The sequence below is a fragment of the Sphingobium baderi genome, from assembly GCF_001456115.1.
Taxonomy (GTDB): Bacteria; Pseudomonadota; Alphaproteobacteria; order Sphingomonadales; family Sphingomonadaceae; genus Sphingobium; species Sphingobium baderi_A.
Window position 1 is genome coordinate 2,894,533 of the sequence record NZ_CP013264.1, and the last position, 19,947, is coordinate 2,914,479.

General features: G+C 60.2%; 18 protein-coding genes and 3 tRNA genes. 9 read left to right on the forward strand and 12 right to left on the reverse strand.

The genetic code is table 11. The features are described from left to right. Window positions 1–16 precede the first annotated feature (16 nt). The gene (locus ATN00_RS14150) at window positions 17–949 is read left to right on the forward strand and encodes a pseudouridine synthase (RefSeq protein WP_062065817.1); all 933 of its coding nucleotides are present in this window, start codon (window positions 17–19) and stop codon (window positions 947–949) included. A gap of 165 nt (window positions 950–1,114) precedes the next feature. Beyond that, a complete protein-coding gene (gene rsmD / locus ATN00_RS14155; RefSeq protein ID WP_062065819.1) occupies window positions 1,115–1,654 on the forward strand; it encodes a 16S rRNA (guanine(966)-N(2))-methyltransferase RsmD in 540 nt (179 codons plus the stop codon). A gap of 117 nt (window positions 1,655–1,771) precedes the next feature. Here the strand turns inward: rsmD and ATN00_RS14160 are convergent, their stop codons facing one another. Together ATN00_RS14160 and ATN00_RS14165 are read right to left on the reverse strand one after the other, a co-directional pair. Further along, window positions 1,772–2,182: a hypothetical protein gene (locus ATN00_RS14160; protein ID WP_062065822.1), complete on the reverse strand. Its 411-nt coding sequence runs from the start codon at window positions 2,180–2,182 to the stop codon at window positions 1,772–1,774. Window positions 2,183–2,310: 128 nt separating this feature from the next. Further along, window positions 2,311–2,706, reverse strand: coding sequence for a GFA family protein (locus ATN00_RS14165; protein WP_062065825.1), 396 nt, complete (start codon window positions 2,704–2,706; stop codon window positions 2,311–2,313). A 104-nt stretch (window positions 2,707–2,810) separates the two neighbouring features. Here ATN00_RS14165 and ATN00_RS14170 point away from each other — a divergent pair, with 104 nt between their 5' ends. Beyond that, window positions 2,811–5,087, forward strand: coding sequence for an ATP-dependent helicase (locus ATN00_RS14170; protein WP_062065828.1), 2,277 nt, complete (start codon window positions 2,811–2,813; stop codon window positions 5,085–5,087). A 124-nt stretch (window positions 5,088–5,211) separates the two neighbouring features. On the opposite strand, the gene ATN00_RS14175 is transcribed toward ATN00_RS14170, so the two are convergent. The 4 genes from ATN00_RS14175 to ATN00_RS14190 form a co-directional block, all read right to left on the reverse strand. Further along, window positions 5,212–5,913 (reverse strand): alpha/beta fold hydrolase, encoded by a 702-nt coding sequence (locus ATN00_RS14175; protein WP_231746288.1) that lies wholly within the window; start codon window positions 5,911–5,913, stop codon window positions 5,212–5,214. Between the two features lie 99 nt (window positions 5,914–6,012). Beyond that, window positions 6,013–6,088: transfer RNA gene (locus ATN00_RS14180), tRNA-Ala, on the reverse strand. Between the two features lie 57 nt (window positions 6,089–6,145). Continuing rightward, a tRNA-Ala gene (locus ATN00_RS14185) sits at window positions 6,146–6,221 on the reverse strand. 183 nt (window positions 6,222–6,404) lie between these two features. Further along, window positions 6,405–6,740 carry a TIGR02300 family protein gene (locus ATN00_RS14190; RefSeq protein ID WP_062065831.1) on the reverse strand — a complete coding sequence of 112 codons (336 nt, stop codon included), beginning with the start codon at window positions 6,738–6,740 and terminating at the stop codon, window positions 6,405–6,407. 148 nt (window positions 6,741–6,888) lie between these two features. Between ATN00_RS14190 and aroA the strand changes: the two genes are divergently transcribed. The 5 genes from aroA (at window position 6,889) to ATN00_RS14215 (ending at window position 11,331) form a co-directional block, all read left to right on the forward strand. Next, window positions 6,889–8,229, forward strand: coding sequence for a 3-phosphoshikimate 1-carboxyvinyltransferase (aroA, locus tag ATN00_RS14195; protein ID WP_062065833.1), 1,341 nt, complete (start codon window positions 6,889–6,891; stop codon window positions 8,227–8,229). Further along, window positions 8,226–8,864, forward strand: coding sequence for a (d)CMP kinase (locus ATN00_RS14200; RefSeq protein WP_062065836.1), 639 nt, complete (start codon window positions 8,226–8,228; stop codon window positions 8,862–8,864). The genes aroA and ATN00_RS14200 overlap by 4 nt, the downstream gene beginning before the upstream one ends. 168 nt (window positions 8,865–9,032) lie before the next feature. After that, entirely contained in the window at window positions 9,033–10,745 is a 1,713-nt protein-coding gene (gene rpsA, locus ATN00_RS14205; RefSeq protein WP_062065839.1) for a 30S ribosomal protein S1, read from the forward strand. Between the two features lie 166 nt (window positions 10,746–10,911). Continuing rightward, window positions 10,912–11,199, forward strand: a complete 288-nt coding sequence (locus ATN00_RS14210; RefSeq protein WP_062065842.1) for an integration host factor subunit beta — start codon at window positions 10,912–10,914, stop codon at window positions 11,197–11,199. Between the two features lie 46 nt (window positions 11,200–11,245). Further along, window positions 11,246–11,331: transfer RNA gene (locus ATN00_RS14215), tRNA-Leu, on the forward strand. A 5-nt stretch (window positions 11,332–11,336) separates the two neighbouring features. On the opposite strand, the gene ATN00_RS14220 is transcribed toward ATN00_RS14215, so the two are convergent. The 6 genes from ATN00_RS14220 to ATN00_RS14245 form a co-directional block, all read right to left on the reverse strand. Continuing rightward, a complete protein-coding gene (locus tag ATN00_RS14220; protein ID WP_062065845.1) occupies window positions 11,337–12,152 on the reverse strand; it encodes a universal stress protein in 816 nt (271 codons plus the stop codon). Between the two features lie 92 nt (window positions 12,153–12,244). Further along, window positions 12,245–12,577 (reverse strand): hypothetical protein, encoded by a 333-nt coding sequence (locus ATN00_RS14225; protein WP_156415287.1) that lies wholly within the window; start codon window positions 12,575–12,577, stop codon window positions 12,245–12,247. 378 nt (window positions 12,578–12,955) lie between these two features. Then, window positions 12,956–13,447 carry a methylated-DNA--[protein]-cysteine S-methyltransferase gene (locus tag ATN00_RS14230; RefSeq protein WP_062065851.1) on the reverse strand — a complete coding sequence of 164 codons (492 nt, stop codon included), beginning with the start codon at window positions 13,445–13,447 and terminating at the stop codon, window positions 12,956–12,958. Between the two features lie 35 nt (window positions 13,448–13,482). Further along, the gene (locus ATN00_RS14235; protein ID WP_062065855.1) at window positions 13,483–14,910 is read right to left on the reverse strand and encodes an efflux transporter outer membrane subunit; all 1,428 of its coding nucleotides are present in this window, start codon (window positions 14,908–14,910) and stop codon (window positions 13,483–13,485) included. Window positions 14,911–14,916: 6 nt separating this feature from the next. Then, window positions 14,917–18,069: an efflux RND transporter permease subunit gene (locus ATN00_RS14240; protein ID WP_062065857.1), complete on the reverse strand. Its 3,153-nt coding sequence runs from the start codon at window positions 18,067–18,069 to the stop codon at window positions 14,917–14,919. A gap of 3 nt (window positions 18,070–18,072) precedes the next feature. Beyond that, window positions 18,073–19,221 (reverse strand): efflux RND transporter periplasmic adaptor subunit, encoded by a 1,149-nt coding sequence (locus ATN00_RS14245; RefSeq protein WP_062065861.1) that lies wholly within the window; start codon window positions 19,219–19,221, stop codon window positions 18,073–18,075. Between the two features lie 119 nt (window positions 19,222–19,340). On the opposite strand from ATN00_RS14245, the gene ATN00_RS14250 reads away from it, so the two are divergent. Beyond that, window positions 19,341–19,928, forward strand: a complete 588-nt coding sequence (locus tag ATN00_RS14250) for a TetR/AcrR family transcriptional regulator (protein WP_062065864.1) — start codon at window positions 19,341–19,343, stop codon at window positions 19,926–19,928. Window positions 19,929–19,947: the final 19 nt, after the last annotated feature.

The following is a 19,947-nucleotide window of genomic DNA, read 5'->3' on the forward strand; positions in this document are numbered from 1 at the left end:
CGAAAAGGAATGAGCCGTGGAACCGCCAAAAAAATCAGGACCGCGCCGCCCTGCTCGCCCTGGCGCCCCTGGAAAGCCCGGTGTTGGAAAACCCGTTGACAGCCGTGCACGCAGTGGCTCGCGCCCACCCCGTCCCGCTCCCGGCAAAGCCGGGAAGCCCGCATCGCATCCAGCCAATCCGCATCCGGCGCGCGCTGCCGCCAATGCCGGCGGCAAGACGGAACCACAGCGGATCGCGAAGCTTCTCGCCCGCGCCGGTGTCGCATCCCGCCGCGAAATCGAGCGGATGATTGTCGAAGGCCGCATCGCCCTGAATGGTGAGGTTGTCCTGACGCCCGCCACCCTGCTCGCTTCTTTGCATGGCGTGACGGTCGATAGCATCCCGGTGAACCAGCCCGCCCCCGCCCGCCTGTTCCTGTTCCATAAGCCATCAGGTTTCCTGACGACCGAGCACGACCCCAAGGGCCGGCCAATCATTTATGACAAACTGCCCGCCGACCTGCCCCGCGTCATGCCGATCGGACGGCTCGACATGACCACCGAGGGCCTGCTGCTTCTCACCACCGATGGCGAATTCAAGCGTCAGATGGAGTTGCCCTCCACCGGCGTGCCTCGGACTTATCGCGCGCGCGCCTTCGGTGAAGTCAGCCAGAACCAGCTCGAAGACCTGTTCGATGGCATTGAGATCGACGGCATCCGCTATGGCCGGATCGAGGCCAATCTGGAGCGGCGCACCGGACGCAACCAATGGATCGAAATGACCCTGACGGAAGGCAAAAATCGGGAAGTCCGCCGCGTGCTGGAACATCTGGGACTTCAGGTGAGCCGTCTGATCCGTACCAGCTATGGTCCTTTCCATTTGGGCGAGTTGGCCTCCGGCGCGGTTGAGGAAGTGCGGCAGCATGACCTCATCCTCTTTCGCAAGAGTCTGAAAGGAACGAAGGGGTGAGCTGGTCGGAGCTATCCACTGCGCCTTCGGCAGCTTCTGCGAATGGGATAGGGAAAAGACCAGCTCCCACCCATAATGGCCTTCCCGCCTAAGCCCCGACGAATTACATAACCCATCCCGGACCACCCGAACCTTCAAACAGCGTCACCAGACGGAAATTCGATCATGAGAATCATCGCAGGCCAATGGCGTGGCCGTCCCCTCACTGCTCCAAAGGGTGATGCGACCCGCCCCACTGCGGATCGCACTCGCGAAACACTCTTCTCGATGCTGCTTAGCCGCCTCGGTTCCTTCGAGGGTCTTGCGGTCGGTGATTTCTTCGCGGGCTCCGGCGCGCTGGGATTCGAATCCCTTTCGCGCGGCGCGGCAAGCTGCCTCTTCGTTGAGCAGGAACGGGCCGCCCTCGATGTGATCCGCGCCAATGGCGACCGCCTGGGCATCCGTCCTGACATCCGGCAGAGCAGCGTTCTCTCTCTTGGTCCGGCGCCCCGGCCGCTGGACCTGATTTTCATGGACCCGCCCTATAATACCGGCGCAGGCGCAGTGGCGCTCGACAAACTCAGCCGCCTCGGATGGACCGGTCCTGCTACCTGGATCAGTATCGAAACGGACCGACGTGAGGATGTGGAGGTCGGTGGCTTTACGGTCGATGTTACCCGCGACGTCGGCAAGGCCCGCCTGACGCTATTGCGCGCCGACATCTGAGCGGCCTGTCAGATCGCAGAAAAACTGCATCCCGATATGGGATGAAATCCATGCCCAAAATCGCGCCGGGAGCACGGAGTGACAGTATCCTTTCCTTCCCGGCGCGGATTCCTTCGGTCAACCGGGCTTGCGGTTCGCCTTTCTAGCTTTTCGTGCCTCACCCGGATTGATGCAGCTGTCCTGTACCGCCTTGCTGCACACGGGATAGTCCTTGGCCTCGGTTGGTGGAGGCGTCATATTACCGCCCATGGTCACGGGATTTGACGAAGAGCCAACCGGCGCGGTGGGATCATTCGGCACGTCTGAAGGAGCCGGTTGCATATCGCTGGTCGGAGGCACCGCTCCCTCCGGCTGCGCCGCATTGGGATCGGCCTGAGCCGGCGCCTGTCCTGCGGAAGGGGCCGTCGGCGAGGGTATCTCACTCCCGGCTGGCGGCGCGTCCGTTGTCGGCATCTCCTGTGCAAAAGCGCCAGGGATGGCGGTCGTGAAACACATCATGGCGGCACCCGCCAAAATGATCGATCTCATCGGGATTTTCCTTCCTTATTTCTCACCCCGTTCTGCCGCTTGGGCTGATGAAGAACCGGAATCGTGACGTGTGCGTTCCAGCCGTGGCGACAAGCCGTTGCTATTGCGCCGTCAAGCGACGCCCCGATTCAGGCTTCGGGATATCGATCGAATTTAGGAAGGTTGTGTACATTTTCCATCCACGGCGCAGCCTCCACATATTGCACATGAATGACGGGCGGAAAAAGCGATTGATCGTCGAATGTCGCGGTTTGAATATCGACCATGCCGGGAAAAGTGACGGGGTTGGTGTAAAAAAGTCCCGTTCCGCATTTCCCGCAAAAATGCCGCGTTGCATTTTCAGATGACGGGTAGAGCACCGGCGCTGCGCTTATGGTCAGATCCTCTTGGGCGAACAACGCCCACCCTACCATCGGCGCGCCCGCGCTCCGGCGACAGTCGGCGCAATGGCACAATGCGCTATAGACCGGTTCACCCCGCGCTTCATACCGGATTGCCCCACATTGGCATCGTCCCGTAGCCATAGCCTTTCTCCTTGCATCATTCTCCTTTTGTTCTCATACTTCCCGCATCACTGCAAGACTGCAGCCCTTGTTCTGTTACCCCGCCCATCCTAGTTGCTTCACATATGACGACCGTCGCTCCCTCCCCCGATGATCCACCCTATCTTCAGGGCCTCAATACGCCCCAGCGGGAGGCCGTGCTGACGACCGAAGGGCCAGTCCTCGTTCTCGCGGGGGCAGGCACCGGCAAGACTGCGGCGCTAACGGCTCGCCTTGCCCATCTTATCGCTACACGGCGCGCTTATCCCTCGGAAATCCTCGCCGTCACCTTCACCAACAAGGCCGCGCGGGAAATGCGCGAGCGTGTCGGCCGCATGATCGGCCCGGCTGTGGAAGGCATGCCATGGCTCGGAACCTTTCACGCCATTGCCGCGAAGATGCTGCGGCGCCATGCCGAACTGGTCGGCCTGCAATCCAATTTCACCATCCTCGACACCGACGATCAGTTGCGCCTGATGAAACAACTCATCCAGGCGGAGGGCATCGACGAAAAACGCTGGCCCGCGCGCCAGCTTGGCGGCCTGATCGACCAATGGAAGAACAAGGGCCTCACACCCGAGGAAATCGGTGCGGGCGAAAGCGAAGCCTATGCCAACGGGCGCGGCCAGAAGCTCTATGCCGCCTATCAGGCCCGGCTGCGCGACGTTAACGCCTGCGATTTCGGCGACCTGCTGCTGCATGTTCTGACGATCCTCAAGCGCCACCGCGATGTGCTCGAAAGCTATCAACAGCGGTTCCGCTATATCATGGTGGACGAATATCAGGACACTAACAGCAGCCAGTATCTCTGGCTCCGCCTGCTTGCCCAGCAGCGCAAGAACATCTGCTGCGTGGGCGATGATGACCAGTCGATCTATTCATGGCGCGGCGCGGAAGTTGCCAACATCCTACGCTTCGAAAAGGATTTTCCCGGCGCGAAGATTGTCCGCCTCGAACAGAATTACCGGTCGACGCCTCATATATTGGGCGCAGCTTCCGGTGTGATCGCGGAAAATGGCAATCGCCTTGGCAAGACGCTCTGGACCGATATCGATGTGGGCGAGAAGGTCCATGTCATCGGCGTCTGGGACGGCCCGGAAGAAGCGCGCCGCGTCGGGGACGAGATCGAATCGATCGAGCGTAGCGGCCGATCGCTGGACGAGGTCGCCATCCTCGTCCGCGCCCAGCACCAGACGCGAGAGTTCGAGGACCGTTTCATCCAGATCGGCCTGCCCTATCGCATCGTGGGGGGATTCCGCTTTTATGAACGCGCCGAAATCCGCGATGCGCTCGCTTATCTGCGGCTGGTCAACCAGCCTGCGGACGACCTCGCCTTCGAACGGATCGTCAACGTCCCCAAGCGCGGGCTAGGCGACAAGGCGGTCGAAAAACTTCATCGGCTTGCGCGGGCCGAGGCTATTCCCCTTGCGCTGGCGGCTGCCCGTATCCTCGATACGGATGAACTGACCCCACAGGCGCGGCGATCATTGGGCGCGTTCATCGGCGATCTTGCACGCTGGCGCGACCGGGCGGCGCAACTGCCGCATGCAGAGCTTGCCCGGCAGATTCTTGACGAAAGCGGCTACACCGCCATGCTTCAAGCCGAACGCACGGCGGAAAGCGCGGGCCGTCTCGAAAACCTGAACGAACTTGCCCGCGCTATGGAGGAATATGAGACGCTCGGCGCGTTCCTTGAGCATGTCAGTCTCGTCATGGACAATGAGGCGCAGGCGGAGGAGCGCAAGGTCACCATCATGACCATTCACGCCGCCAAGGGGCTGGAATTCGACACCGTATTCCTCGCCGGCTGGGAAGAAGGGATTTTCCCCTCGCAGCGCGCCCTGGATGAAGGAGGGCTGTCCGCCTTGGAGGAGGAGCGCCGCCTGGCCTATGTCGCGCTTACCCGGGCGCGGAAGTCATGCACCGTCCTCCACGCCGCGAACCGCCGCATCTATGGTCAGTGGACCAGTTCCATCCCGTCCCGCTTCGTGAGCGAACTTCCCCCCGGACATGTGGAAGAAGAAAGCAGCATGGCAGGCGGCGCTTCCCTCTGGCGTGCCAACTGGTCGGAGCGCGCCGATCCTTTCGCCGATGTCGGGCGCGGCACCGGACGAGGCCCCGGCTGGCAACGCGCCCAACAGGGTGGACAATTCAGCCGCGAGCCCGTTCGAATTGTGGAGGCCCGCGCTTCCGCCATTTCACTGGGGAACAAGGGGCGTGATGACATGGCTGTGGGGCTGCGCGTCTTTCATCAGAAATTCGGTTACGGCACAGTGGCCGAGATTGAAGGCAACAAGCTGGAGATCGACTTCGAAACAGCCGGGCGCAAGCGGGTGATGGACAGTTTCGTCAATCTCGCCTGACGAGTGGCTACGAGAGAGCGAGAGAGGCGTGCATGGCCTGCCAAGCGTCGCTGTGCGGGAGCAGCGGCGACCTGATGCAGCAAGATGAAGGCTGTCGACAGCGGCCGCTCCAATGCGGCGCAGTTTACATGGCCGCCGACAGATGTCGTTCAATCATGTTTGCGACTATTTCAGCGTGCGTTTGTGCAAGATCGTGGTCCGCGCCGGGGATGACACACAACTGTGCGTTTGGGAAAAGCGCGGATAGCCGTTCTCCCACTGCAATCGGGCTGATCGGATCGTTATCGCCCCAGATTAGCAGCGCAGCGGCGTCGATTGACGGGATCCTGTCCGATAAGTCTTCTGTGGGATGGGCGATCCATGACGCAGCGCCGGGATAAGCGGCAAAATAGTCCGCCCGCCAATCCGAGCCACCAAGGTCTGCGACAGGCACCCCACCGGAGGTGACAACAAGAACAAGGCGTTTGACCATCATTGGCCTCGCGAGCGCGAGCCCGATTGCGATCAGGCCGCCCATCGATTGTGCGACGATGTTGACTGGCTCTCTGACATGATCCAGCACCATGTCCACGAGGTCATCCAACCCGTTTACTTGGGGATTTGCTGGTTCGTCACCAAGACCGGGCCAGCCGAAGAATACGCCATCCAGCCCGGCAAGGTCAGCAACCGGCTTCCAGAACGAAGCGCTCCCGCCAGCGCCGGGAAGGAAGAGGGTCTGTGTAGCGCAACTCGTCATCATGTCGATAAATAGGCTGGGCTGCACAAAGCCTGCAATCGGGATTGCAACGATCGCATAGTCCGTCCCTTGCTGGTCGTCGATCGACAATGTTTCACAGCCTGCGCCCCAAGCCGTCGAAAGTCCGCACTTCAACGAATTCAGCGCCAACGGCTCATACAGCCTGGCTGCCATAATATTACGGGAATTTGGTGGAGCCTAGCGGGATCGAACCGCTGACCTCCTGCATGCCATGCAGGCGCTCTCCCAGCTGAGCTAAGGCCCCGTCTCCAGCGAACAGAGAAAATCTCTCATCCGCTGACTTTCAGAAATGTCGGAAAGATGGTGGAGCCTAGCGGGATCGAACCGCTGACCTCCTGCATGCCATGCAGGCGCTCTCCCAGCTGAGCTAAGGCCCCGTCTCCATCTTGCTGCGCCGCTTGGGGCACGGCGCCTTGGGAGCGCTGCCTCTAAATGGCAGCGATCCCATTGGCAAGTGCAAAAATCAGTTGGAGCATTTTCCCTTTGAGCGAAAACGCTCCGTAGCTTTTTATACCGCATTTTCCATGCCGTTGACTGTCAAAGATCAACGCGAAAATGCTCTAGTTATCGTCGTCGCCACTATCCTTGGCGGCTTCAACGCCCAGGTCATCATCGCCGCCCAGATCGACGTCATTATCCGGCGAATCGCCATCGTCATCAACGTCCAGATCCAGGTCCAGATCGTCGTCCGCCGTCTCCCGTTCACCATCGGCGGTTTCGATGACTTTCTTGGGCGCCTCCTCGTAAGGCAGCGGCTGCTTCGACTTCAGCACCGGCTCGGGTTCCCAGGCGGTGCCGCAGTTGATGCAGGTGACCGGGTCATCTTTGCCCAGGTCATAGAAGCGCGTGGCGCATTTCGGGCAAGTACGCTTCGTACCCCATTCAGCCTTGACCATGTCCGGCCTTGTCCTTCTCGAAAGTGCTCAAACAGAAATCACGCGGCACGACATCGTCGTCCGCGAAGCGTCGCGCGCCTTGCCATAGCGAAACCGCGCTGTCAAAAGCCGGGCGCATTTTTTTCCCATTCCTTGTAACGGATCGCATGTGACCGCTTCCTCCGATCAGCCCACCCCCATGACCTTCACCGCCGCGCCGCCGCTGGCGGGCGTCATCACCGTGCCGGGGGACAAGAGCATTTCCCATCGCGCCCTCATGCTGTCGGCCCTTGCTGTCGGTGAAAGCCGGATAGAGGGGCTGCTGGAGGGGGAAGACGTACTTGCCACGGCCGCCGCCATGCGCGCAATGGGTGCCGCCATCCAACGCGATGATGACGGCATATGGCACGTCCATGGCGTTGGCGTAGGCGGATTGCTCCAGCCGCCGACGGCTCTCGACATGGGCAATAGCGGCACGTCCACCCGTTTGCTCATGGGGCTGATCGCCAGCCATGCCATCACCGTGACTTTCACCGGGGACGCCTCGCTCAGCAAGCGCCCCATGGCGCGAGTCACCGATCCGCTTTCCCGCATGGGCGCCAGCTTCGCGGCGAGCCCCGGTGAACGCTTGCCCCTGACCATGCGTGGCCTGTGCCCCGCCATTCCGCTCGACTACCGCCTTCCCGTTGCATCAGCACAGGTGAAGTCGGCCATTTTGTTAGCGGGCCTCAATGCACCTGGCGTCACGCGCATCGTCGAGCCTATCCCGACTCGCGATCACAGCGAGCGGATGCTCAAGGGTTTCGGCGCGGAACTGGATGTCGAAATCGAAAGCGACGGAACGCGCATCATCACCCTGCGGGGAGAGGTGGAGCTTCAGCCCCTGTCAATCATGGTTCCCGGCGATCCATCCTCTGCCGCCTTCCCGATGGTGGCGGCACTGCTGGTTCCCGGCTCCCGCGTCACAATCACGAATGTGGGGCTCAATGCGACTCGTGCGGGATTGATTGAACTACTCCGCGCCATGGGCGGCGACATCCTGATCGAAAATCCTCGCGAAGTCGGCGGGGAGCCTGTCGGCGACCTGATCGTCAGCGCTTCCAGCCTCAAGGGTATCGAGCCAGATTCGGCCCTCGCCCCCTCCATGATCGACGAATATCCGGTGGCGTTCATTGCCGCGGCGCTGGCAGAGGGACGCAGCGTTTTTCGGGGTCTTGAAGAATTGCGCGTCAAGGAATCGGATCGCATCGCCACCATGGCCGAGGGCCTGCGCGCCATCGGCGTCGCGGTGGAGGAGCTGGAGGATGGCATCGTCATCGAAGGGAGCGGGGGCAAACCACTGACAGGCGGTGGGCCAATCGCTACCCGGCTGGACCACCGCATCGCCATGAGCTTCGCCATAGCCGGCCTCATTTCGGCCAACGGTGTCACTATCGACGATATGCGGCCGGTGGCGACGAGCTTTCCCGGCTTCACCGCCCTGCTGCGCGCATTGGGAGCGCCTGCATGACCATTATCGCTGTCGATGGCCCTGCCGCTTCGGGCAAAGGCACGATCGCCAGAGCGCTGGCCTGTCATTATGGCCTGCCCTGCCTCGATACCGGGCTTCTTTACCGGGCGGTCGGACTTTCCGTATTGAAGGCAAGCGGCGATCCCGACGAAGAAGCTGACGCGCTGGCGGCCTGCGACTTCGACGACGCCCTGCTCGACGATCCTGCGCTGCGGAGCGAAGCCGTTGGCTCCCTCGCCTCCCGCGTTTCCGTTCACCCAAGCGTCCGGCAGGCACTGATCAAGCGTCAACGCGATTTCGCCTTGCAACCGGGGGGCGCCATCCTCGACGGACGGGACATCGGTACCGTCATCGCACCTGGCGCCGACGCCAAGATCTTTGTGACCGCCAGCGTCCATGTGCGCGCCCAGCGCCGCTACAATGACGCACAGGCACGGGGCGGTCATCCCGACATGGACAGCCTGATAGCCGATATCCAGGCACGCGACACGCGAGACATGAGCCGCGATCATGCGCCGCTCCGCATGGCGGAGGGAGCGGACTTGCTAGATACCAGCGATTTGACTATAGAAGCCGCCATCCAACAGGCGATCGCGCTTGTGGATGCCCAGCTTGAAGGTCGCCGAAAGGTCTGACCCGTCAAGGCGTGCGGTTTTTCCGCGCGCCCTTTTCGCTTTTCTTGCCGGCGCGTCCCACGCCTTGCCTTGGGGATGCCTGTGCCGCGTTCGGCGGCATGGGCGGTTTGGCCAAAGACCATCGGATACAACCGATTGGCCAGCAATGATGAGTGAAGGACCGACTTAATGGCCTCTGTGGCATTCCCCTCGCGCGACGATTTCGCCGCGCTTCTCAATGATTCTCTCGGTGGTGAGGATGGCGGCTTTGAAGGCCGTGTCGTCAAGGGCACCGTTACCGGCATCGAAAACGACCTCGCTGTCATCGACGTAGGCCTCAAGAGCGAAGGCCGCGTGCCGCTGCGCGAATTTGCCGCGCCGGGCCAGAAGGCTGACCTGAAGGTTGGCGACGAAGTCGAAGTCTATGTTGACCGCGTCGAAAACGCCCATGGCGAAGCGATGCTGTCGCGTGACCGCGCCCGCCGCGAAGCCGCCTGGGACAAGCTCGAAGCAGAATTCACCGAAAGCGCCCGCGTCGAAGGCGTCATCTTCGGCCGCGTCAAGGGTGGCTTCACCGTCGATCTCGACGGCGCCGTGGCGTTTCTGCCCGGCTCACAGGTCGACATTCGTCCGGTTCGCGACGTTACCCCGCTGATGGACATTCCGCAGCCCTTCCAGATCCTGAAGATGGATCGCCGCCGCGGCAACATCGTCGTGTCGCGCCGCGCCATCCTGGAAGAAACCCGCGCCGAACAGCGCAGCGGTCTCATTCAGACGCTGGCGGAAGGCCAGATCATCGAGGGCGTGGTCAAGAACATCACCGATTACGGTGCGTTCGTCGATCTGGGCGGTATTGACGGCCTGCTGCACGTCACCGACCTCAGCTACAAGCGGATCAATCATCCGAGCGAAATGATCAACATCGGCGACACCGTCCGCGTCCAGATCATCCGCATCAACCGCGATACGCAGCGCATCAGCCTGGGCATGAAGCAGCTCGAAAGCGATCCGTGGGAAGGCGCCGCTGCCAAGTACCCGGTCGGTGCGAAGCTGTCGGGCCGCGTCACCAACATCACCGAATATGGTGCGTTCGTGGAGCTGGAACCGGGCATCGAAGGTCTGGTCCACGTCTCCGAAATGTCCTGGACCAAGAAGAACGTCCACCCCGGCAAGATCGTTTCGACCAGCCAGGAAGTGGAAGTCATCGTCCTCGAAGTCGATCCGGAAAAGCGCCGCATCTCGCTCGGCCTCAAGCAGGCTCAGTCGAACCCGTGGGACAGCTTCGCCGACAAGCACCCGGTTGGCTCGACCGTCGAAGGCGAAGTCAAGAACGCAACCGAGTTCGGCTTGTTCATCGGCCTCGACGGCGATGTGGACGGCATGGTCCACATGTCCGACATCGCGTGGGGCATTTCGGGCGAAGACGCGCTGGCGCTGCACCGCAAGGGTGAGATGGTTCAGGCCGTGGTCCTCGACATCGATGTCGAAAAGGAACGCATCAGCCTGGGCATGAAGCAGCTTGAGCGTGGTGGTCCGGCCGCTGGCGGCACTTCGGCAGCTGCAGCAGGCCTGTCGAAGAACCAGACCGTTACCGTGACTGTGCTTGAAGTGCGCGATGGCGGCCTGGAAGTCCAGGCTGGCGAAGATGGCGCCACTGGCTTCATCAAGCGCAGCGACCTGGGTCGCGATCGCGACGAGCAGCGTTCGGAACGCTTCCAGATCGGTCAGAAGTTCGACGCGATGGTAACCGGCTTCGACCGGGCCAAGAAGCCGACCTTCTCCGTCAAGGCGCTTCAGATCGCCGAAGAAAAGCAGGCCGTCGCACAATATGGCTCGTCGGACAGCGGCGCATCGCTGGGCGATATCCTTGGCGAAGCGCTCAAGGCGAAAAGCGAAGGCTGAACCTTATACTTTTGATATATTGAAAAAAATGCTCGCCGGGCCGAATGTCCGGTGAGCATTTTTTGTATCGTTTTCGGACCGCAACGAATAAAATGAATCAATTGTCAACAATTTGCCGATTCTCTATAAAATAAACGGTGAAACCAAAAGGATGCGGGAGGGCCAAATGATCCGCTCTGAACTGATCCAGAAGTTGACAGACGAAAATCCGGAGCTCGGCCTTCAGGAGGTGGAGAGGATTGTCGATCTCTTTTTCAAGGAGATTGTCGATCGCCTGTCGACCGGCGGAAGGGTGGAATTGCGCGGCTTCGGCGCGTTCACGACACGAGCGCGAGAAGCACGAACGGGCCGGAATCCCCGCACGGGTGAAAAGGTTCCCGTTTCTGCCAAGCGGGTGCCCTATTTCAAACCGGGCAAGGAAATGCGGGAACGTCTTAACAAGGCGCATGTCTGAACGCATTGCTTGACGTCCTGCCATCGAAGCCGCAGGGAAGCAGCGCGCGGACGTGGCGAAACCGGTAGACGCAGCGGACTTAAAATCCGCTTTCCCCTGGAAGTGCGGGTTCGAGTCCCGCCGTCCGCACCAATAATTCAATGAGCGAGTAGTAAGGGTATCCGCGCATCCCGAAGCATGCGGCGCGTAACCCCGCCGAAAACCAGTTCACGCAGGCGGCTGTGACCAAAGGCCCCCATGACTACCCAGTCCGCCGCCAATGCGCTGATGGCGCCCAGCAGAGCCGTCTCCACCGCTTCTCCATCACGCGACCAACTGTGCATCTGCGCGGGGATGGCGTGACGGGAAAGATATTCCGGCACCTCCGTCGATGGAAATGCCCGTTTATCGGTTTCTTCCACCGTCACCACATGAACATCCTGTGTCCGCTGCAATAGGGGAATCGCGGCCTTGATGGCTGACGCGGCCTCATGCGATCCATCCCATGCCACAAGGGCGCGTCCCGGCATCTTAAAGCATTTCGCCGATTGCGGCATAGCCAGAACTGGCGTGCGGCCACCCAGCGCGAGGTCGGAAACGATCGGCAGGGGATCCTTGAAATCCTTGCGCGGCCCTTCCGGCAAGGTCGCAACGATGATGTCGGACAGCTTTGCCGCCCGCAACAGCGCGCCGACGGTTTCACCATCGACCTGCCTCCAGTCCCAACTCACCCCTTCCCGCCTTAACCGATCTTCCACCTGCACGCGTAGCCTGTCATCGATCTCCCGCAATTCTTCGGTAATGACGGGAGCAAAAGCGCCGCCGCCATACATATCAGCCGCCACAAGATCCGGCGCCGATCGAACCTGTACGCATTGAATATGCGCCTTACAGCCGCGGGCGAGATCACAAGCCGCCTGAAGACGGCTTTCCGCTCCCTGATCGTCGTGGATATGCAGCAGAACCGATTTCATCGCTCCTCTCCTGGCTCAAATCCTCATTTTCTCCGTTCTCATGAATGAGGCATGCCGCCATTCATCAGCGGACTGTTCCCCTGTATAGCATATCAGCGCGAGACAGCGTGAGGTATCGCCATGCCTTCCTGACATGCTCGTGCGAAATATCCGCTTAATTCGGCATGTTTCGCGGGCATGAGGTCAATGCGAAGGTGCATTTCCATCTCCGCTTCTGCCATCCGCCTGCGATAAAGGCGCAAAACACCTTTGGAACACATCTGCCTTATCAGCGCGAAGAGGCGCTCCCCCTTCAACCCAGAAATGTCGGAGGCGTCGGCCACGGTATAAGGTACACGGTGCGAAGCGTGAACATAGATATCGGTCAGAATACTGAGTTGAGGGTCGGGAAGCGATTGTGCGGCAAGGCGCGCCGAAACGGCCAAGGCTCCGAAATAGGCCGCGCGGGCAAATTCCCCACGCAAAGCCCGTGGCGGGTTGCTGTCCAGCGGCTCCCTGTCCCAGCGGAAATCCGTTCGGTTGCCCAATCCCGCTCCCTTGCTTGCTTCGTTAAGCGGCTTCGCGAATCTCGGTTGATTCATGACCCAGTCTCATCTGATGGTTGGTGCTCCACCAGAAATTGGCATCAAAATTCAAACCTCCGATTAGGTCTAGGCTCACCATATTATACGCAATTCATGCATTCCCCGGGTGGTTACAAACCGCGCAAGGAAAGCCATAATATACCGAAAAGGCGATCTTTTATTTGTAGTTAAATTGAGCGCATTTATGACACACGGCCACCCGCGTAAAATTCGGCAAACCTATTCTGCGTCGCTGCAACGACGCTCCAGATTCAGCAAATAAGTCTTTGCGCCAAGCCCGCCGGCAAAACCGGTCAAGGCGCCGTTCTTGCCCAACACGCGGTGACAAGGCACGATGATGGAAATCGGATTGCGACCATTTGCCGCGCCCACCGCCCGATGAGCGGTCGGCTTGCCAATCCTATGGGCGAGATTCTCATAGCTGCATGTCTCGCCGTAGCGAATATCGAGCAAAGCGCGCCACACAATCTGTTGAAAGACCGTCCCCGCAAAATCGAGCGGCAGTTGAAAATCGTGTCGCTCGCCCGCGAAATACTGGCCAAGCTGAATTTCCGCCTGCGCCAGAAAGGGATGGCTGCCGGATTCGCGCGATGCATCCAGAGGTACGCGCGCCGGATTGTCCTCTTCCCACAGAACCGCTCTCAGGCCCCGGTCGCTCGCCACCAGCTTGAGCTGTCCAACCGGAGACGCAATGACCTTATGTACCAACATGGTTTGCGATCAAAAATGCATGTTCATGGGAGCTTCTACTTCAAACCTCCGCCCATGGCCCGGTAAAGCTCAATCATATTGGCCGTCCGCGCCAATCGGGTGGCCAACAGGCTTTGTTCCGCGGCATAGAGCGCGCGCTGGGAATCCAGCGTTGTCAAAAAGCTGTCGATTCCTGCCCGGAATCGCGCCTCCGACAATGTGTAGGCAACACGAGCAGAATCTCTGAGCGATGTCTGGGCAGCCAGTTGATCCGTCATGGTGCCACGCCGGGCTAAAGCATCGGCTACTTCACGGAAGCCTGTCTGCACGCTCTTTTCATATGTGGCGAGCATCGCGTCATAGGTGGCCCGCGCATATCGCAAATTACCCTGATTCCGGCCAAAATCGAAAATGGGCACGCTTGCCGACGGCGCAACCGACCAATAGTCGCTGCCGGACTTGAACAGGTTGGATAGCCCCAGGCTCATCGTCCCGAACGCCGCGGTAAGAGAGATATTGGGGAAAAAGGCCGCTCTCGCCGCGCCGATATTCGCATTGGCGCCGCGCAACTGATGTTCCGCCGCCGCGATATCGGGCCGTTTCAGCAAAAGTGAAGATGGCAAATTGTCGGGCAGGTTGCCCAGCACCACGTCGCCTTGTGGCATCGCCTCCGGCAAATCCTCCGCACCGATCGTCGTGCCAGCCAGAAGATTAAGGGCGTTTTGATCCTGCGCCACCAGCGTTGTCGCCTGCGCTATGTCGGATCGCGCCTGATCATAACTGGTCTGCGCCTGTCGTACTTCCAGTTCCGACGCGATGCCCTTTGCAAAACGAGATTTCGTCAGCTCAAGCGTCTTGCCGAATGCCGATTCCAGATCGCGGGCGATCCGCAATCGTTCCTGATCGGTCGCCATGGTCATCCATGTCGACGCCACTTCCGCGATCAGCGCCGTCTGCGCGGCGTTACGGTTTTCGATGGATGCGAAATATTGCTCCTGCGCGGCTTTTGTGAGGTTCCTCACTCGTCCGAACAGATCGATCTCCCACGCGGACACGCCCACCGAAGCGGAATAGATATCGGTTCGGCCGGAATTGGCCGCGCCTGCCCCCCCCTGCTGAGCGAAAGGCGTGTCCTGATAGGTCGCGCTGCCATTAAGACCCACGGTCGGCAGGATATCGGCGCGCCGCACTTTGAACTGCGCGCGGGCCTGCTCCACATTGGCGAGCGCGACGCGAAGATCGCGGTTGTTCGCCAGTGTCGTGCCGATGACACGGGTCAGGCGCGGATCGACGAAGAAATCCTTCCAGGCCGTGTCGGCCGGAACAATTGCTTCTTGCGCGCCCGCGTCAGCATAGGCCGCGCCCTCCGGGCTGGCGACGGGGACCGGCAGTTCGGGACGCACATATTTAGGCGCCATGTCGCAAGCCGACAGTGTCACCGCCAAGCCCATCGCCAAGAACGCTTTTCGCTTGAGACCGTTCATCTTCTATCAGCTTTCCTGAGGCCGCGTCGCGGCTTCGTTCTGAGAATTTTCCGACGGAGCATTATGCTGGCGGAACAGCCGCTTCACGACGGTGAAGAACACTGGCACAAAGAAGATCGCCAGCACGGTAGCGGACAGCATACCCCCGACAACGGACAGACCGATTGCGTTCTGACCACCCGCGCCCGCGCCTGTGGACAAGGCCAGCGGCATGACACCGAAAATGAAGGCGAAGCTGGTCATCAAAATCGGCCGCAGGCGCAGCTTGCCTGCCTCCAGCGCCGCGCGAGCGGGAGGAAGCCCCTGCTGCATCTTCTCTTCTGCAAACTCCACAATCAGGATGGCGTTCTTCGCCGATACGCCGATTGTCGTGATGAGGCCGACCTGAAGGTAAATGCCATTATCCAGTCCTGACAGCCCCGCCATGAGAACCGCCCCGATCACGCCGAGCGGAACGACCATCATCACCGCCAACGGCACCGACCAGCTTTCATACAGCGCGGCAAGGCAGAGGAACACGATCAACATCGAGAGGGCGTAAAGCGCAGGCGCCTGACCACCCGAGGTCTTCTCCTCATAGGAAATGCCGCCCCATTCGTAGCCGACCCCTGCCGGCAACTTCGCGGCGTATTCCTCCATGGCCTTCATCGCCTCGCCGCTGCTGACGCCGGGTGCCGGCGCGCCCATGATCTCCATGGAAGGAACGCCGTTGAAACGTTCCAGACGGGCCGGACCATAAATCCACTCCGTTGTACTGAAGGCTGACAGCGGAGCCATGGTTCCACTCGCCCCACGAACATGCAGGGCGCCGATGGAATCGGGCGTCGTGCGAAACGGCGCATCGGCCTGAAGGTAGACCCGCTTCACGCGATTGCGGTCGATGAAGTCATTGACATAGGAACTGCCCAGCGCCGTGCTGATCGTGTCATTGACATCGGCCTGCGCCATTCCGAGCGCGCCGGCCGCCGCCTGATCGACATTCAGCTTCAACTGCGCCGTATCTTCCAGCCCATTGGGCCTTACCTGAACCAGCCGCTTGTCGGCCGCGGCCATGCTGAGCAATTGGTTGCGCGCTTCCAGCAGCTTTTCATGACCTATGCCACCCACATCCTTCAACTGGAAATCAAAGCCCGACGCGTTGCCAAGTTCCTGCACGGCAGGCGGCACCAGGGCAATGACCTTGCCCGCTGAAATCTTCCTAAACGCGGCATTTGCGCGCTGCGCGATGGCATCCGCGCTATGCTCCTTGCCCTTGCGTTCAGACCAGTCGCGCAGCTTTACGAATGCAATGCCCACATTTTGGCCCTGTCCTCCAAAACCGAAGCCCGAAATGCTGAAGACCGCCCACGCATTCTGCTTTTCATCCTTCAGATAAAAATCGCGCAACTTCCCCATTGTGCGTTCCGTTTCCTCAAGCGTGGCACCGGCCGGCAGCGAAACCTGGTTGATGATGCGCCCCTGGTCCTCTCCCGGAAGGAAGCCCGAAGGCAGACGCAGGAACAGGAAACCCATGCCGATGATGATCACGGCGTAGATCAGCATGGTCTTGCCCCAGTTCCGCTCGCATTTCTCGACGCCCGCTCCATAGTGGACGACACTGCGGTCGAAGGTTCTGTTGAACCAGCCGAAAAATCCCTTTTGCGCGCCATGGCCTTCGCGTTGGGGGCGCAGGATCGTGGCGCACAAGGCCGGCGTCAAAATCAACGCGACAAGAACGGAGAGGACCATCGATGACACGATGGTGATGGAGAATTGCCGGAAGATAACCCCGGTCGATCCGCCGAAAAACGCCATCGGAAGGAACACGGCCGACAATACCAGGCCGATGCCGATCAGCGCGCCGCTGATTTCGTCCATCGATTTCTTGGCGGCTTCCTTGGGGCTCAACCCCTCTTCCTGGATGATGCGCTCGACATTCTCGACCACGACGATGGCATCATCGACCAACAGGCCGATTGCGAGGACCATGCCGAACAGCGTCAGCGTATTGATGGTGAAGCCGGCGGCATATAATATGGCCAGCGATCCCAGCAAAACGATCGGCACGGCAATGGTTGGAATAAGGGTCGCACGCCAGTTCTGCAGAAATACAAACATGACGACGAAGACCAGCAGAACCGCTTCGACAAGGGTGTGGATGACCTGTTCGACCGACAGCCTGACGAATGTCGAATTGTCCACCGGGAAGTCATATTTCACCCAGGCGGGGAAGTTCTTCGAAAGCTCCGCGACCTTCGCCTTAACGGCTTCCACCGTGTCGAGCGCATTCGCGCCGGGCGCAAGCTTGATACCAAATCCCGCAGATGGATAACCGTTGAACTTGGCTCTGAAACTGTAATTCTCCGCGCCCAGTTCTATTCGTGCAACGTCGGAGAGATTGACCACCGACCCGTCACCGTTGCTGCGCAGCCTGATTTGCCGGAACTCTTCGGGTGTGCGAAGCCGCGACTGCGCCGTCACCGTGGCATTGAGGGCCTGACCGTCCGGCGAAGGGGTGCCCCCGATCTGTCCTGCGGAAATCTGCGCGTTCTGGGCCCTGATGGCATTTTTCACATCGCCTGTGGTAATCCCCAGATTCGCCATCTTATAGGGATCGAGCCAGATCCGCATGGCATATTGGGCGCCCAGCAACTGCGTGTCGCCTACCCCCTCCACGCGGCTCAATGGGTCCTGAAGGGTCGACGCGACCAAATCCGCCGCATCCATCTGATCATGGATGCCATCATCGGCATAGAGGGCCATGATCATCAGGAAGGTCGAACTGGACTTCGTAACCCGCAATCCCTGCTGCTGCACTTCCTGGGGCAGCAAGGGCGTGGCCTGCGCGAGTTTATTCTGAACTTGAACCTGCGCGATATCGGCGTTGGTCCCCTGTTCAAAGGTCAATGTAATGGCAAGATTACCCGCCGAATCGCTCGTCGACGAGAAATAGCGCAGATTGTCGATGCCCTTGAGCTGCTGCTCGATAAGTTGCGTTGTCGTGCTTTCCAGCGTTTCCGCGTTGGCGCCGGGATAAGTGGTGTTGATCGCAACTGTCGGCGGCGCAATTTCAGGAAACTGCGCCACGGCCAGCCGCTGGATGGAAAGCAGTCCGGCCAGCATGATGACGATGGCAATGACCCATGCAAAAATGGGCCTGTCGATAAAATAGCGTGCCATTATTTATCGCGCTCCGTTCGCAGGCCGCGTGACCTGTTGGGGCGCGCCCGGGCGAACGTCCGCGCCGGGGCGAAGATTGAGCAACCCTTCCACGATCAGGCGGTCGCCGGCCTTCAGACCACTGGTCACGATCCACTTGTCCCCCACGGCACGATCGACCTGCACGTCACGCGCTTCCACCTTGTTCTTGGCGTTCACGATCAATGCGGTGGCACGACCGCGCGCATCGCGCGTTATACCCTGTTGCGGCGCCAGGATCGCGTCACGCCGTTGCCCTTCGACAAGTTTGGCGCGAACATACATGCCCGGCAGCAACAGGCCGTCGGGATTGGCGAAGGTCGCCCGCAATGTGACGGCGCCGGAACTTGGGTCGACGGTCACCTCTGAAAACTGCAGCCTCCCCTCAATCGGATAAACGCTGCCATTGGGGAGCAGAAGTTGCACGCGCGCGCCATCGGCTTCATTGACTCCGCCGCGCTGCATCGCCTGCTTGAGGTTGATGATGTCGGCGGCGGACTGCGTCACGTCGACATACACCATGTCGGTCCGCTGGATGGTGGCGAGCGGGTCCGCCTGACCTGTCTGCACAAGCGCACCCGGCGTGAACAGGGAGCGACCGATCCGGCCGGAGATCGGCGCCGTGATACGAGTGAAATTCTGGCTCACTTGTGCCGCCTGAACGGCTGCACGCTGTGCGGCGACGTCAGCGCGCGCCTGTTGCGCCGCCGCCATGGCGTTATCGGCCTCCTGACGGCTGACGGCGTTGATCCCGACAAGTTCCCGGTAGCGCTGGGCCTGCAGGCCCGTAGCGGTGATCGAGGCTTGCGCCCGGGCGAGATTGCCCTGCGCCTGCGCGAGCGCGGCGCGATATGGCGCGTCGTCGATCTCATAGAGGACTTGCCCCGCCTTTACATAGCCACCTTCGGTAAAAAGGCGACGGCGGATCACGCCGCTGATCTGTGGTCGCACCTCGGCCGTTTCCATGGCCGCAATTCGTCCCGGCAGCTCAGTCGTCAACGGAGCGGTTTCGGCTTTCAACGTCACCACGCCGACGGCTGGCGGCGGCGGAGCCGGCGGCGCTTCCTTACCACAACCGGTAAGGGCCAGAGCCGACGCACAAGCCACCAGTCCGATGAGTGTCCCCTTTTGCATCGTTGCCTATCCGTTTCGATGGAGTTTGTCATATCTGGAATGAACATTCATTCCGCTTGCCCGACAGGTAAGAAACTGGCATTATCAATTCAAGGGTAAAAGCGGGGTCAAGAAGAAAAATGGTTGCAGTGCAGCAGGAACGGAGCGGCCGGGAGCATATTCTGAATACCGCGCGTGATCTGTTTTCCACGCATGGCTTTCATCAAACCTCCATGGCCGAACTTGCTACCGCCGCAAAAGTTTCGGTCGGACAAATCTATCGGCTGTTCAAGGGCAAGGAAGATATCATAGAAGCCCTGATCGGCATGGATATGAATGACCGTATCGAGAAAATTGATATTCTCCGCCTCCGCCTCAAAGCAGGTGAGATCGATATCGAACAGACATTTGAGCACCTCTTTCTGCTGAGTCTTCGCGACAAGGATGAGGCCCTGTCATTCGATATTCTGGCCGAAGCGCTACGAAACCGGCCTGTAGGGGAAACCGTGAGCGCCATGTGCCAACAGTTTCGTCGTTTTCTACGCGATTTTGCATGTATAGCCAACCCGCACCTGTCAGGAGAAGCGCTTGACGGAGCGGAAGAGGTCATCCTCGCCTCCATCTTCGGCATGGGGCATCGAAGCCTGTCTTTGCCGAATTTATCCAACGAATGCACGGCCCGTCGCGCGGCACAGATGATCGTCGCGGCGCTGAAGGCTACTCGCTAGCTTTTTTCGCCATTGTCGA